General features: G+C 55.7%; 9 protein-coding genes and 3 tRNA genes. 7 read left to right on the top strand and 5 right to left on the bottom strand.

All coding sequences use genetic code 11. From position 1 onward, the window contains the following. Positions 1 to 7: 7 nt before the first annotated feature. Positions 8 to 2449, bottom strand: coding sequence for a choice-of-anchor M domain-containing protein (locus RAE07_RS10250; protein ID WP_301716148.1), 2442 nt, complete (start codon positions 2447 to 2449; stop codon positions 8 to 10). A gap of 232 nt (positions 2450 to 2681) precedes the next feature. Here RAE07_RS10250 and gltX point away from each other — a divergent pair, with 232 nt between their 5' ends. The 4 genes from gltX (at position 2682) to RAE07_RS10270 (ending at position 5371) form a co-directional block, all read left to right on the top strand. Beyond that, complete coding sequence (gltX, locus tag RAE07_RS10255; RefSeq protein WP_023021686.1) at positions 2682 to 4175, top strand: glutamate--tRNA ligase; 1494 nt, start codon at positions 2682 to 2684, stop codon at positions 4173 to 4175. A gap of 246 nt (positions 4176 to 4421) precedes the next feature. Further along, positions 4422 to 4493 (top strand) — tRNA-Gln (locus RAE07_RS10260). Positions 4494 to 4532: 39 nt separating this feature from the next. Then, a tRNA-Glu gene (locus RAE07_RS10265) sits at positions 4533 to 4605 on the top strand. Positions 4606 to 5295: 690 nt separating this feature from the next. Next, positions 5296 to 5371, top strand: a tRNA-Glu gene (locus RAE07_RS10270). Between the two features lie 289 nt (positions 5372 to 5660). On the opposite strand, the gene RAE07_RS10275 is transcribed toward RAE07_RS10270, so the two are convergent. From RAE07_RS10275 to RAE07_RS10290, 4 genes are all read right to left on the bottom strand, one after another. Continuing rightward, positions 5661 to 7868 carry a YhgE/Pip domain-containing protein gene (locus RAE07_RS10275; RefSeq protein ID WP_239208446.1) on the bottom strand — a complete coding sequence of 736 codons (2208 nt, stop codon included), beginning with the start codon at positions 7866 to 7868 and terminating at the stop codon, positions 5661 to 5663. Between the two features lie 3 nt (positions 7869 to 7871). After that, a complete protein-coding gene (locus tag RAE07_RS10280) occupies positions 7872 to 10523 on the bottom strand; it encodes a YhgE/Pip family protein (RefSeq protein WP_248098865.1) in 2652 nt (883 codons plus the stop codon). Between the two features lie 216 nt (positions 10524 to 10739). Then, positions 10740 to 11033: a hypothetical protein gene (locus RAE07_RS10285; RefSeq protein ID WP_023021683.1), complete on the bottom strand. Its 294-nt coding sequence runs from the start codon at positions 11031 to 11033 to the stop codon at positions 10740 to 10742. A gap of 189 nt (positions 11034 to 11222) precedes the next feature. Then, positions 11223 to 11906, bottom strand: a complete 684-nt coding sequence (locus RAE07_RS10290; RefSeq protein ID WP_200287619.1) for an IclR family transcriptional regulator — start codon at positions 11904 to 11906, stop codon at positions 11223 to 11225. A gap of 52 nt (positions 11907 to 11958) precedes the next feature. Here RAE07_RS10290 and leuC point away from each other — a divergent pair, with 52 nt between their 5' ends. The 3 genes from leuC (at position 11959) to RAE07_RS10305 (ending at position 15069) form a co-directional block, all read left to right on the top strand. Further along, positions 11959 to 13380 carry a 3-isopropylmalate dehydratase large subunit gene (leuC, locus tag RAE07_RS10295; RefSeq protein WP_259824333.1) on the top strand — a complete coding sequence of 474 codons (1422 nt, stop codon included), beginning with the start codon at positions 11959 to 11961 and terminating at the stop codon, positions 13378 to 13380. A gap of 21 nt (positions 13381 to 13401) precedes the next feature. Beyond that, the gene (leuD, locus tag RAE07_RS10300; RefSeq protein ID WP_316328150.1) at positions 13402 to 13992 is read left to right on the top strand and encodes a 3-isopropylmalate dehydratase small subunit; all 591 of its coding nucleotides are present in this window, start codon (positions 13402 to 13404) and stop codon (positions 13990 to 13992) included. 201 nt (positions 13993 to 14193) lie between these two features. Then, positions 14194 to 15069 (top strand): hypothetical protein, encoded by an 876-nt coding sequence (locus RAE07_RS10305; RefSeq protein ID WP_200287614.1) that lies wholly within the window; start codon positions 14194 to 14196, stop codon positions 15067 to 15069. The last annotated feature ends 14 nt before the right edge of the window (positions 15070 to 15083 follow it).

A 15083-nucleotide genomic window follows, 5' to 3' on the forward strand; every position in this document is an offset into this window, starting at 1 on the left:
AAGAGGCTTAGAAGTTGAGACCGAAGCGTTTGCGGATGAGGTCCTCGTTATCGCGGAAGAAGTTATAAAAGGCCTTGAAAACCACCACGAGAACCGCTGGGAGGACCAGGCTCCACGGGCTAAATGAGGAACCTGTCGGCTCTTCTGGCCTACCGGGGTGAGCTGGCTTGTCCGGCGTATCTGGGGTGGATGGTTGGGTGGAAGGCTTCTGGGAAGGCTCCGCGGAAGGCCTATCCGTTGGACTTTCGCTGGGCTCTCCGCTCCCAGAGGTGCCCGGCGCGCGGAAGGAACAGGAATCCAACGTCTTATCGCCCACGGCAAAGGTGAGGGTTTGGGGCGCGGACTTTAGCTCCTTGCCGTCTGTGCCCGTGGCCGTATAGGTGGCCTCAAAGGTGTACAAGCCAGGCTTGGAAAAGGCCCAGTGCGTATGGGTATGGGCCGGAAAGTTGGTTTCGATGGTGTAGTCTTTAGCCGCAGAATTGGCGAGGACCGAAAAGCCCTTACCATGGGTGCCATCGATGAATGCGCCCCACTCGGCGCCGTCCGGCGTGGAGGTGGGCTTCAAGTTGAGGTTGACGGCATTGTCCTTGGTTAAGGAATAGTCCAGATCCTGGGTGTTATAGCCTGGCCAAATGATGTTTTGGTCTTGGGTTTGCGGCAGGTGATAGAAACGCTCACCGGGCTTTCCTAGAAAATCAAACTCCTTGCCCGCGAGCTTCTTATTGCGTGGGGTAAGAGCATTATCGTGTACACCGAGTACAACGTCATCGAGTTTGCGGTCAACAGATTTCTTGTCTACCTGCGCCGTGTCATCGCGCAGAACGGTTGCAAAGCCTCCCTCGGCAGGCTGGGCCTTGATATCTACATGCCCACGGTCTAATAGGTACTTGTCGCTGCATTGTGCATTGCCGGTTTGCGGTTTTTCGGTGCCTGGCTGCGGCGCTGAAGACGGAGTACCTTGCTCGCCGGGAGTAGTCTCCGGTTCGTCAGTGGAAGTAGAAAACTTCCCATTGACTTCATAATTTTCGCCGAAAGCAAAGGACTCGGTGATTACGCTGCTGGCATGTCCGGCCTTCAGAGTGGAATGGGGGAAGAGGTCAACCTTGGCAAAATAGCCCTTGAAGTACTCGCCCTCATCAAAGGAGACCTCGCCGTGGCCATTAGTAATAGGGGTTTCCAGATCCACGGTGGGGTATTTCGCCCCTTTGGTGTCATAGAGCCCGCCGGTGAGTAGGCCGTTGAAGTTTTTATCTTCGGTATCCACCACGATCTTGGTGCCGCCATCGCCCTGCTTGCGCATGCGGATGGTGTAGCCCAGTTCCTTTAGCTCGGTTTCCTGGGTGGGGGCAAGCTGGCGCGGCTGGGAGGTTTCCTGCCACGTATCAGCGGCGGCAGAAGAATCGGTGTGGCTGGATTTACCGGGTTGGAAGTCAAGAGGTTGGGATATCCAGCGTGGGGCATCACCCTCTGAGGTAAATACAGCCTGCACCTGGGAAGGGTCGGGGCCCATGTATTCGTCCCACTGAGCATGTCCATCCTTAACGGGAAGGTCGGTGAGGAAGTAGCCGTCGATAAGCAGCGTAAGGGTGCCTTGCGCCTTGTTCTTGGCATCGAAAGAGATGGTGGTGAGCTTGTCATCACCGTCTTTTTCGGGATTGGACTTCGGCGCCATGCGCAGGCTGTAGCCTGCAGCAGCGGCGTTACCGGCTGCGGATTGTGCGAAGCGTTCCTTGAGGCTCGGCGTCTTTTCTTCTTTGGGTTTCTGCCCGCCCACTTGGATGGTGGTGGTCTGTGGCTCATTGGCTATGAGCTGGCCGTCCCTTCCGCGCGCACTAGTGCGGTAGGTCAGGCGGTATCGTCCGGGCTTGGTAAACAGCGTGGAGTTGTGCGTATGCGTGCCGGCAACAAGGTAAGCAGAGTGCGGCGAATCCGGGAAGGAACCGAGCATGCGGTGCAGCTGGGTGCCGGCCTCATCATCTTTATTGGTAAAAAGCTCTACCTCGCCGGGGCCATCGACGCTGAGCAAATCAAGGAACGCGACCCCGTCACGGAATTTGTCCGTGGGCAAGGAGGTATCGGCGCCAAAGCCCAGCCAAATGGGTGAAGTATTGCCGGATACTTGGTGCGGCGCTGTGTAGTAGGTTGTACCAGGTGCCCCAATGTAGTCTTGGGTCCCGTTTGCCGGAAGCGTATAGAGATACTGGTTGCTGTTATCCGTGGCGCTGTAGCCCTTGCCCACCCAGGCAACGGTGTCGGCTATCGGGGGCTCTTGACCGCCAAACTCGGATTTCAGGACGAAATCGTTGTTCTCCCAGAAAGACTTGGGGGAGTCAACGTGGGTATTGGTAGCGATGTGCTTGCCATCATCCGGGCCCGCGACAGCCGTGGCGGGAGTGATTAGCGCCAACGTGCTCAGCGTGGCAAGGAAACGGGTGCGTGGGGAAGCCACAGTTGGGAAGGCCTTTCTACAGTTCTCACAAGTTCACCAGAAACTATAGAAAATGATTCCCATAACCTGTTAGCTCTAATGGAAGTCAGTTTCATTGACCTGTGGTTTTGTAGTGAAACCTGTTTCCAATTACCCCAATTTGCGTGTAGGAATAAACTGCAAACCGCTACGCGCCGGGCAGGTTTCAGGGGCGCCTGGGCTGGTGCGGACTGGAATCGGCGGCTCCACTACGATGGTGGGCATGACTGAAGTACGCGTTAGATTCTGTCCATCCCCAACCGGCACACCGCACGTAGGCATGGTGCGCACCGCACTATTCAACTGGGCCTACGCCCGTCATACCGGCGGAAAGCTGGTATTTCGCATCGAGGACACCGATGCCGCCCGTGACTCTGAAGAGTCCTACCAGGCCATCATTGATTCCCTGACCTGGCTCGGGCTGGGCTGGGATGAGGGCATCAATGTTGGTGGCCCGCACGAGCCTTACCGTCAGTCCCAGCGCATGGACATCTACAAGGAAGTCCTAGACAAGCTCATCGAAGGTGGCTTTGTCTACCCGGCATATTCCACCGCCCAAGAGGTAGAGGAGCGCCACAAGGCGGCTGGCCGTGACCCGAAGTTGGGCTATGACAACTTTGACCGTGATCTCACCCAGGAGCAGATCGACGCTTTTGAGGCCGAAGGCCGCAAGCCGGTGTGGCGCCTACGCATGCCGGATCAGGACTGGACCTGGACTGACTTGGTCCGCGGGGAAATGACCTTCAAGTCTGAAACCCAGCCGGATTACGTGGTTGCTCGTTCCAACGGTGCGCCGCTCTACACCCTGGTTAACCCGGTGGATGATGCCCTAATGCGCATCACCCATGTGCTGCGCGGTGAAGATCTGCTGTCTTCTACTCCGCGGCAGCTCGCGCTTTACGACGCCCTGCAGAAGATCGGCATTGCCGAGTTCACTCCAGAGTTTGGTCACCTACCGTTCGTGATGGGCGAGGGTAATAAGAAGCTCTCTAAGCGTGATCCGCAGTCCAACCTGTTCAACCACCGTGATAATGGCATTATCCCGGAGGGCATGCTTAACTATCTCTCCCTGCTAGGGTGGTCGCTGTCTGCAGACCAGGATATTTTCAGCATGGAAGATTTGGTGAAGAACTTTGATGTCCACGATGTGCTGGGGAATCCGGCCCGCTTTGATCAGAAGAAGCTCGAGGCTATCAATGCCGACCATATCCGCCAGCTGGAACCAGAAGAGTTTGCCTTCCGTCTGCGCAACTACCTGACGGAATACACCGACTTTCCGGCCGACTATGACGGCGAGAAATTTGCCTTCGCGGCAGATCTGGTACAGACCCGTATCAAGACGCTTTCCGATGCTTATGGCCTCATGAGCTTCTTGGTTACCCCAGATGCGGAACTTCAACTCGATGAGAAGGCAGCGAAGAAGAACCTCAAGGAAGAGGCCGTGCAGCCTCTGGAGGTAGGTATTGAAACCCTCGAAGGCGTTGCCGAGTGGAAGACCGAGAATATCGAGGCGGCCCTTTCCCAGGCGCTTATTGAAGACCTAGAGCTGAAGCCTCGTAAGGCTTATGGTGCGCTGCGCGTAGCTATTTCTGGTGCCCAGGTTTCCCCACCGCTCTTTGAGTCCATGGAGCTGCTGGGTAAGGAATCTACCTTGGCCCGCCTGCGTGCCGCACGCGAGGTGACTCCCTACGTCCCGGCGGCGCAGTAGGTAACGCTGCGGCAAGCGCTGCAGTCAACGCTGGAATTAAGAACTCCTCTCGCGTTAGCGCGGTGGATGACGGCTGAACTACAGCACTGTCATTCACCGCATTTTTAATGCCGCCTTTATGCGCTGAAAAAGCGTTATGCGCTGGCGATTTGGCAGTTTACGCGAAGATCATTATAGTTATTACACGTTGCAGCGAGCAAGGGAGAACGGCTGAAAGGCAGTTAGCTTCCCTAGCGAGTTAGCAAATGGCCTATGGTGTAATTGGCAACACAGCGGTTTCTGGTACCGCCATTCTAGGTTCGAGTCCTGGTAGGCCAGCAGTGAAAATGCTTTAAACGGCAGGCTCACTAGTTCTATGCCCCGTTCGTCTAGCGGCCTAGGACGCCGGCCTCTCACGCCGGTAACACGGGTTCAAATCCCGTACGGGGTACAAAGACCTCCAGCTTAGCGCTGGAGGATTTTTCATATCCGAGTCGGTATCCTTTCGGGGCTTAAAGGGGAAGGTATCGATTGTGAGGTGTCGTCTAAAGGCCACGTGGAGATGCGGTCAAGCATGGGGGACTGGTTATAACCTAACCCCGGACCATTGGTAGCTTTCGCGCAGGCAGCGACGCGCCGCCGATAAGACCAGGGTTAAGACCACCGCGAAGTTGTGCGAACCCTTTCCAGTCCTGCAAGTACAGGCATAGACTGCAAGTACAGCAGAAAACAGACAGAAAGGAGAGCGGGTGACAGAAATCGAAACGCACCACAGCGAAGGCGCACAGGCCGAAAGCATAGCCAGGTAGTAACGCTATAATCCACAACTTCCTTCCCACCAACATTTGTACGAAGTATAGGAGCCTGCAGTATATGCACTTCGACGCACAGCGCCATCCCGAGTCCTACTAGCACAGCGTTCTCGGCCACGGACTATCCACAGATTGCCTGCGGAATAACCACTGATTCGATCCGCACCTCGGCCATGAAGAAACCTCACTGCAGTAGAAGACTCGGGACCCTTTTCGTTTTCCTAGCCTCCGCCCTCAAAACCGCCCCTAAGCGTGCGATTTGTGCTCAGTTAACCCATCGTTTACTCTTAACGAGTCCGCAACGCACAGTGTGTGCTTGCTGCGAACGCGCCCCGTTCGTCTAGCGGCCTAGGACGCCGGCCTCTCACGCCGGTAACACGGGTTCAAATCCCGTACGGGGTACCACTACCAAGCTGCGAGCCTCATGGCTCGCAGCTTTTGTTTTCCCTAGTTCCCAAAGCGCATTCCTTGAGACTGTTGGGGCATATAAGTCGGCCTTTCAGGCGCCTGCATTCTTCAATTCTCGCTCGATTCTCGTCGATCGCCCTAACAGTGCAGCAGGCGGCGTTGCACCTCCCTACAGTGAGTTCTGAGTGGTCAGCTGCGCCCTGCGCTAGACCGCAGCAAGGAAGAAGCCCAACGGGCCGTGAAACGGCTCGCTGGGCTGTGTAAGGAGGGCGTCGCCAAGCGCTGGCTATGCCATCACCTTCGTCTTCTTAATCGCCTTTTGTAGGCGCTTATGATAGGCGTCCATGGCGCGGCGGATAAGGAGCCCGACGAGCAATGCCGGGATGGTAAACAGCAGCAGCATGCCCAGCTCACGCCAAATATCGCCATGGTAGATGCCCGCAATGGCGCTGCGGAAGGCATCGATAGCATAAGTAGCTGGCAGCCAAGGGCTGACGTTCTGGAACCATTCAGTCAGCAATGGCAACGGGTAGGCGCCGCCGGAACCAGACACTTGTATCACAAGCAACAATACCGCCAAGGCCTTGCCGGCACTATCGAGTGTGATGACCAGTGAGTAAATGATCAACATGAATACTAGCGAGACTACCCATGCTGCGAACATGAGCATGAACGGGTGTGCAGGCTCGATTTGGACGAAGAAAATGAGGCTAAGCACCACCAAGGTGGCTTGAGCCAGACCGACCAACGCGAGCGTGGCAAAGCGACCGAAGAATGCCTGGCCACGGGTGAAATCGCTTTCGTCGTACTTGCCGTTCTCGTCTTTTCGCAAGTACTTGCGTTCGGCGTTGGTATGGACCAGCACGCACGCTAGGAGGGCACCTACCCACAGCGACAAGGTGAGGTAGAACGGTGTCATGCCTACGCCGAAGGCGGCCACAGGATAGACCGGTTCACGGTCCACAGCCACAGGAGCAGCAATGCGGGAGGCGAGTAGCTCTGGGTCAGAGCCAACGATATCGGCCAGTTTGCTTAGGTCGCCGCCATGGCGAACCTCGTCGATCTTGCGTCCCATGTCCGCGAAACGGCCGCTTTGCTCTCGCAGGGTGCCGGCAAGGCTAGCAGTAGTATCGCGGGCGCGGGCTAGGCTTTGCTGTGGGGACTCGTTATCTTGAGAAACCGAGTCGCGAATACCAGCTATGTCCTGCTTAACAGCATCAATATCGCCGGCCACTACAGAGACGCTTTGGTTGAGCTGATCCAGCTGGGGCTTGAGGTTCTCGTTATAGGAAGTGCGCGCCTTCTCTGCGGCGTGCTTCGCATTGGCGATGGCATCCTTGGTGCGCTGGCGCGATTCTTGCGAGGTACCACGGCCCTGCTCAATATCATCGGCGGTCGAAACCAACGAATCATGTAGCGCGTTGCTCTGGGCGATAGAAGCATCAATCTGGCCCATCAACGCCTTATAGCCGCCAGCGACTGGAGCCGGCAGCGCCGCTTTATCGGCTTGCTCCTTGATGGAAGCGCGTACGCCCTCAAAGGCGCTCGTTTGCTCATCTACACGTTCAGCTGCGCTGCGGTAGGTCTGCGCCGTTTGTGCGGTGGCGTTACTTGCGTTATTGAGCAACTCATCCACCTGGGCAGAAAGCGCATCGTAGCTTTGTGTTGTAGCCGCCAAGGAAGCGTCTAGTGAACCTGCAGAGTCATTGAGGGTGGAGCGCAGAATGTCGATGGGGTTCTCGCCTTGGGCATTGTCCGTCTCCGTGGCCTGGCGGCCGGCCTCGGCGAGGATATTATCCGCTGCCTGCGTAAGCGGGAGGGTGGAATCGACAAGATTGCTTAGGGCACCTACAGTGCCTGAAGCCGCATCGAGGCGAGTGCTGACGTTATTGATGCGGTTGTGAAGGTTATTGAGTGCCGTCTGGGTGTCGTCCTCGTTGAGGTATTTATCTAAATCGGATACGACGCCGAGACCAACGTTAGATACCACGCGGGTGAAGGACTCGTCGATTTTTTGAATGACGCCGTCCGCACTCTTTTGTGTGATGTTGGTAGACAGCGCGTTCTTCTTCTCATTGGTATAGAGATTGAGCTTGCTGGGCTCGGTTCCTTCTACATAAAAGGTAAGCAGATCTGCGCTGAAGTCCTTTGGCAGGACGATGCCAGCATAGTATTCACCGGATTTTGTTCCCTCGACCGCATCGGCGCTGTCGGTAATGACCCAATCAATATCGTGATTGCGGCTGAGCTGCGAGAGCACCTCATCGCCCAAATTAAGCTTCAATGAGGCTAGGTCGCTTTCGTGTCCCTCATCTTCGCTGGCAACAGCAATCTTGAGCTGGTTGGTATTGGCAAAAGGATCCCAGCTGGCCAGCACGTTGAAGGAAGTAAAAAGCAACGGAATGATAGCAAGACCGAAGATAATGACTGCGGTCATTACATTGGTGCGAATGGCGTGGAGGTCATCGCGGAGGATGGTCAGAATGTTTTTCATGACTTACTCGCCGCCCTTTCCGGGGTCATCGCCTTCAACGGCGGGTATTTCTTTGGTCTCGCTGGTATCAACAGGTGCGGATTCCTCGTCCAAATCTTCCAGGAGGTAGCGGTTTGGATGTTCCTGCTGGTGCTCGAGGTGCTCCTGGATTTCCTCGTCGCTAAGATCCGCCAGGCGGTTGTCATGCGCGATGCTCTGCTTGACGTACTCGAGGGAACAGATAACACCCACCGCGATGAGCGTAACCAGGCAGGCTAGGCCGAAGATGATGGCCTTTTCTCCAGGGTTAATGCGTGAGTAGATACCCAAAGCGACAACCAGCGCCAGGCCCACCGCCACGGTGATTTTCATCAACTGAGAGTAGTTCCTGCGCGCCATGCCCCACTTATTCTCAAGGCTTTGTTGATAAGCCTCGCGGTCGTTCAAGGCATAGAGGAGATCGGTGAAACGGTAGCGGCTTCCTACAAGGTGGACCTGTTCATTGATAACCAACCCACCCTTGCGCAGTTCGTCGTTGACCAACATATTGACGTTGGACAAGCCACGGCGCATCACCGAACCGATGAGGTAAGCAATCGCGGCCATGCCGATGAGGGCGCAGAGGTCACGTGCGTAATGGTTACCGTAGAAACCTCCGACGGTTTCTCGCATGGCGTCAATGCCGTAGGTAAAGGGGAGGAACGGGTGTACCGCACGGAAGAAATCTGGCGTCATCTCAATCGGGTAGAGGCCGGAAGCGCCAGGAATCTGGATGAAGGCAAAGACCACCGCGATGCCTCGGCCCACGTGGCCAAACGTAGACACCAAGCTATAGGTAATGCTCAGATAGCACAGGCCGACGATGACTGCGGTACCGACATAAGCCACTGCATTGGCATGCTCCACTCCAATGGCAAGGTTGCCGATGGACACGATGAGCGCCTGGGCGATGGCAAAGAAGGAGAGTAGGAGGAAGCGGGCAAGGTACGCCTTGGTGATGGTGAGGTTCTTGCGGCCCTGCGGGTCTACCTCAGCGCGGAAGATGATGAGCAGCATGAAAGCGCCGATCCACAACGTGAGGTTGATAAATAGGGAGGACATGCCCGAGCCATAGTGCTTCACCGGGAAGACGGCGTGGCTTTCCATCTCCGCAGGGGAGGCAAGGAAGGAGGAAACCTCGTCGGTATTGAGGCCCTTGACTGACTGCAGGATGGAATTGTTATTGGCGGTATTACTCAACGCCAGCACATCGCTGCGGGAGGCCCGGAGTCCCTGTTCAATGCCATCGAGGTCTACAGAAAAGCGCTCGACCACCTGTTGGGCTTGGTTGAGCTGCTTGTCGACGCCGCCTAAGAGCCCATCGGTCTGGCCCACCAGTGCCTTTTGGCTTTCGAGCGAGGCGGAAAGTTTTCCGGTGGTAGCTGTGACGTCGGAAAGCGCGGCATTGAGCTTGGGCAAGCCCTCGGCCACATTATCGCGCAGCGCGTGGGAGTCATCGCGCGTTTGGGCAGCCATCTTATCCAGCAAGCTCGTTGTCTTATTGAGCGAATCGATGGTGTCGTTGGTATCGCCGTTGAGAGAGTCCAGGTCACCGAGGACTGCGCGGTTCTGATTATTGCGTTCACGCAAATCTCCCACCTGATCTTTAATCTGCTGGGAAACCTGCGGGGGCAGGGCTGGAGATGAGGCGAGCTTATCGAGCTGGTCAATAGCCCGATCCGCTTCACCAACGATGCCTGCTGCGCCAGCAGAAGCGGCATCGACGCGAGTGAGGGCACCGCGTAGCTTGCCAGATACCGAGCCCACGGTAGCGTTGGCAGAAGCAGTGCCGTCTGCCAACGCGGTCGTTCCTTCCACATAAGCGGCCGTGGCGTCATCGGAGAAAGAAGTGACCTCGCGCTGGACCTCGGCGGTAATTGAAGTAACTTCGTTCAACGCGGTCTGCGCGTCATCGACGGTCTGTTGGACTGTACCGAGTGATTCGCGGGCTTGCGCGATAGTCGGGCGCGCGTCATCGATGGTGGCGTGAACGTCGGCCAACTGGCTGCGCGAGTTGGCTACAGTGTCTGCGGTTTCCGAAAAAGAATCCGCGGTATCGCTCGCGGTACGGTTAATCTTCTGGCTTAAATCACCACCGGAATTTTTAAGCTCCGTCGCCACTGAATCTGCCACCTGCTCATTGAAAGTAGTGCTAATAGTGGTATCCAGAGTCGAAGCGCCGGTATCAGTAATCTTCGGCGCGATTGCATTGAGCTTTTCGTTAACGTGGTATTCGAGCGTGGGCTGAGAATACGTACCTTTAAACAGGCTGACGAAATCGGCCGAGAAGTCCTCGGGCACTATTACCGAGGCGAAGACGTCGCCCTTCTTAACGGCGTCCTCGGCTTCTTGCCTGTCCATGAATTGCCAGCCAAGCCTGTCGTTATCATGCAGCTTGTCAATCATTTGTCCGCCGACGTCTAAGTGGCCGGTCATCTCCGAGGTGGCGCCCTTGTCCTCATTTACAACGGCGACCTTGAGGTGTTCTGTGTTTCCGTAGGGATCCCAGAAACCGGAGATGTTTACCCAGGAATACAGGGCTGGGGTGATCATCAAACCAATAAGGATCACCCAGACCTGCGGGGTCCGCCACAAGCGGACAAAATCTTGGAGAAAAATCTTCCAACTAGTAATCACTCGAAGAACCGTAGCACCCAACCGGAAAGAACTAATAGTCTGACTGTCAGTTTTAACAGAAATGAGAGAGTGTGTCCTGTCGAGCTCGCAGATATGTTTCTGGTGTGAATTTCGGGGCGCTCTTTAGCGGAAGGGTAGACATAGAAATGGCCGCCGGGACCCACAAGGTGAAGGGCCGAGGCGGCGCATAATGAGGGGCTAAGCCCCGAGCTGCAACTAGTGCTCGTCGTAGTGATCGCCGTGTGCGGCGTGGCGGTGGCCGTCGTGCAGGTAGTCCACATGGTCGCCGTGCGGGATTGCTACGTGGCCGCAGCCTTCACCATGAGTGTGGTCGGTGTGAGCCTCGGCTTCTACGTGCTCGGTGGTCTCGCACTCGTCCCAGTGGCCATCGTGCTCACGGTGGATATGACCTTCGTGGAGGTAGTCGGTGTGGTCGCCGTGTGGGAAGGATACGTGGCCGCAATCGGTGCCGTGGGTGTGGGTGTGGTTCTCGTGGGTGGTGTGGGTCATGATGACTGGTCCTTTCTGGCGGGGATTAGTCCCGTTGTTTTCAACGTATTTTCATTAAATCGTATTTTCAGTTTGGTTTCAATAGCTGGAGGCGAGTTTCCTCAAATTTTTTTAAATGAGTAGAAAAAGGCAATGCCCGTCTCTGCAACGATTGGGCAGAGACGGGCATGGTGGGGGGCGAGGGGAAGCTTAAAGCTGGCTGCTCAATTCGCGAGCGGCTGCCGTGAGGGTATCCGCGTACTTTTGGGCGGGTGATGGCTGGAAGCGCTCGACAGATCCGGAAATGGACAAAACTGCCAGGAAAGTTCCGGCTTCGTCGAAAACCGGTGCAGAAATAGAGGCTAGCCCAGCTTCGCGTTCTTCAATGGACTCCGAATACCCTTGGCTCCTTGCCGCTTCGATGTCCTGGAGAGTAAACGAGGCGTCTTCGATATTGACATCTACATAGGCGGCAATGATGCGCGCTGCGGAGCCGGAGCTAAGTGGTAGCTGGCGTCCGACGGGGACGACATTATGAAGGCCAGACTCGGGTTCCCTAGTGGCAATACAGGTGCGGGTATTTCCAGTGACCTCGTAAAGCTGGATGGACTCGCCGGTGTCTTCGCGCAGCTTCTCCATAATTGGTCCCGCCACTTCCAGTAGGTGGTCACGGTTGCCAGGGAGGGCTGGACCGGCCTTCCACTTTCCTTCGGGGGTGCGAACGAGGATGCGGTGCGCTTCCAGTGCGGTGGCTAGCCGGTGTGCCGTCGCCCGAGGTAGGCCCGTGGTTTCACATAGTTCGTTGAGGGTGGAGGGGTGGTTGGCGGCGGCCATCATGATGGCCATTGCTCGATCCAACACTTTAATTCCGGAAACTGCGCTATACTCTCCCATACAATGAAATCTACGTCCCAAATTATGAGATTTCAAGTGTGGAGAGATGTTTATGAACCAGAAGCTGACATTGGCGGAAAAAGTGTGGCGCGATCACGTCGTCCAACCCGGTGATGCTGGGGCACCAGACCTCATCTTTATTGACTTTCAGCTACTACATGAAGTTACCAGTCCACAGGCCTTTGATGGTCTGCGGCTGGCTGGGCGCACACTGCGCCACCCTGAACTGCACTTGGCAACCGAGGACCATAACGTTCCCACGCAAGGCATTAAGTCTGGCAACCTCTTGGAAATCAAGGATGAGGTTTCTCGCACCCAGGTATCGACCCTGCGTAAGAACTGCGAGGAATTTGGTGTGCGCTTGCATTCCATGGGAGATGCACAGCAAGGCATTGTCCATACAGTTGGCCCACAATTGGGTATCACCCAGCCAGGTATGACCATTGTCTGCGGCGACTCGCATACCTCCACCCATGGTGCCTTTGGCTCAATCGCAATGGGCATCGGCACCTCTGAGGTGGAGCACGTCATGGCCACGCAGACGCTTTCCTTGAAGCCTTTTAAAACGATGGCGATTGAGGTGACGGGCGAATTGCAAGAGGGAGTCTCCGCCAAAGATCTCATCCTGGCCATAATCGCCAAAATCGGTACCGGCGGCGGACAAGGTCACATCATTGAGTACCGTGGTGAGGCGATCCGCAGGATGTCCATGGAAGAGCGCATGACTATCTGCAATATGTCTATTGAGGCAGGAGCCCGCGCCGGCATGGTCGCCCCAGATGAGACCACCTTTGAATATGTGAAGGGACGCGAGTTTGCTCCCAGCGGGGCGGACTGGGATGCTGCGGTTGACTATTGGAAGACGCTTCCCACCGACGAGGGGGCGGAATTCGATACCGTCGTTGAGATTGATGGTTCTGCCTTGACCCCGTTTGTTACGTGGGGAACCAATCCTGGACAAGGTCTGCCATTAGGGGAGAGTGTTCCAGATCCAGAAGACTGCGGTGACGACAATGAAAAGGCCACTGTAGAAAAGGCCCTCCAGTATATGGACCTGCAGCCGGGGACTCCGCTGCGCGATATCAAAATAGATACCGTATTCGTCGGCTCATGCACCAACGCTCGCATTGAAGATTTGCGCGCCGCTGCCGGTGTGGTCAAGGGCCGCACCATCGCCGAAGATACGCGGATGCTGGTAGTGCCGTCTTCAGCAGCTGTCAAGGCCCAAGCAGAGGAAGAAGGCTTAGATGAGATCTTCCGCCAGTTCGGCGCCGAATGGCGTACCGCTGGTTGCTCGATGTGCCTAGGAATGAATCCAGACCAACTAGCGCCGGGAGAGCGCTCAGCTTCAACCTCTAACCGCAATTTCGAAGGCCGACAAGGCCCAGGTGGGCGCACACACCTAGTCTCGCCCCAGGTGGCTGCCGCTACAGCCGTGACCGGATACCTGTCTAGCCCTGCTGACCTGAATTAAGCGCTTAGAAAGGCATTGATAATGGAGAAATTTATAACCCATACCGGAACTGGCGTACCGCTGCGCGTTACTAACGTGGATACTGATCAAATCATTCCGGCGCGCTACCTGAAGTCGGTTAAGCGTACAGGCTTTTCTGAAGGGCTGTTTTCTAATTGGCGCCCCGAAGAAAGCTTCGTGCTTAACCAAGAGCAATTTAAAAATGGGTCGGTGCTTTTTGCAGGAAGAGACTTTGGCACCGGTTCCTCCCGGGAACATGCAGTATGGGCGTTGAGTGAATACGGGTTCCGTGCCGTGTTTTCTTCCCGCTTTGCAGATATCTTCCGCGGTAACGCAGGAAAGTCCGGCCTTCTTACCGGTTTGATGGAACAAGAGGACATCGAGCTTATCTGGAAGCAGCTGGAGGCAGGAGAAACCCAGGTCACCGTTGACTTGGAGGCGCGAACGGTCACGGTGGGAGAAAATACCTACCGCTTTGACATCGATGATTACACCCGTTGGCGGTTGATGGAGGGCCTCGATGACATTGATATCACCCTCCGTAACGAGGGCGATATCGCTGACTATGAAAAGCGACGCCCCAGCTTTAAGCCCTCTGTTATCGCCCCATAGATGGGAGCGCGGTTGGGGATGAACTTGCGCCAACACCCCTACAGTCTTTTCTAAAGAAGGGGCGGTGGGGGTGCTTTGCTTTTGGGTATGAGTCTTGAGCACAAACCTTGGGGGAGCTGCGGGGGTAAAAATTGGTAACGTAAGAGTAACAATCACCTGCTCCAGTTTCCTGTAACAAAGTATGCCCCTAGCTTTAACTCTATGAGCAATCCCTATTCGAATAATGATTCCTTTAATTCAGGAAACAATGGTCCAGGTACTCCCGGACCTGCCAGTGAATCTGCGCCCTACGGAAACGGCGCGAACGGCCAACCAGGCTACGGGCAGCAGTACGGTCAGCAACAGTTCGGGCAACCCGGATACGCTGGAAGCACCTACCAAGGAGAAGATTCCCCTATTGGTCGTGACGTAGACGCCATTCAGGTCATCGCGGATAGCTTCCGCTACTTCGGCCGCAATTGGGCGCAGTGGATTTTCGGTCCACTGGTGCAGATGGTAGTTCTCTCCATCCTCTATTTGCTGTTGGTCGCCGTCCTAGCAGGCAGCGGTACATCCATTGACGCCCTAGCCAAAAGTGGCTCAGGTTCTGACGCGCTTACCGGTGGCCTCATTGCAGTAATGTTCTTAGCCATTATCGCCATGTTCCTCGTGTTTATTTGGGCAGCTAGCACCTGGTACAAGGCTGCTAATAAACAGGTTGATACCGGGATGCTGGAGATAAAGGACTTTCTGAGCTTTAAAAATGTCGCCGGTCTCATGGCGGTGTATGTGCTTTCGACCCTGGTTATTTCCCTGGGCTTCATTCTCCTGATTATTCCGGGACTCTTCGCCGCCTTCTTCTTTACCTGGATGCCGGCTGTTAAGGCCGCACGCCCTGAGCTATCCGTTGGCGAGACCTTTGGGGCTTCCATCGAAGTGGCGAAGAAGAATGTCGGAGTGACCATCCTAGTAGCCGTCTTGATTGCCGTCCTGTACGCAGTGTTGAGCTTTACCTTCGTCGGCATGCTTCTGTTCCCAGCACTGAACACCCTCATTTTGGTCCTCTTCGTCCGTCGCACGCTTGGCTTGCGCGGTTAGAAAACCCCGCAGCC

Source organism: Corynebacterium nasorum (assembly GCF_032821635.1).
GTDB lineage: Bacteria > Actinomycetota > Actinomycetes > Mycobacteriales > Mycobacteriaceae > Corynebacterium > Corynebacterium kefirresidentii.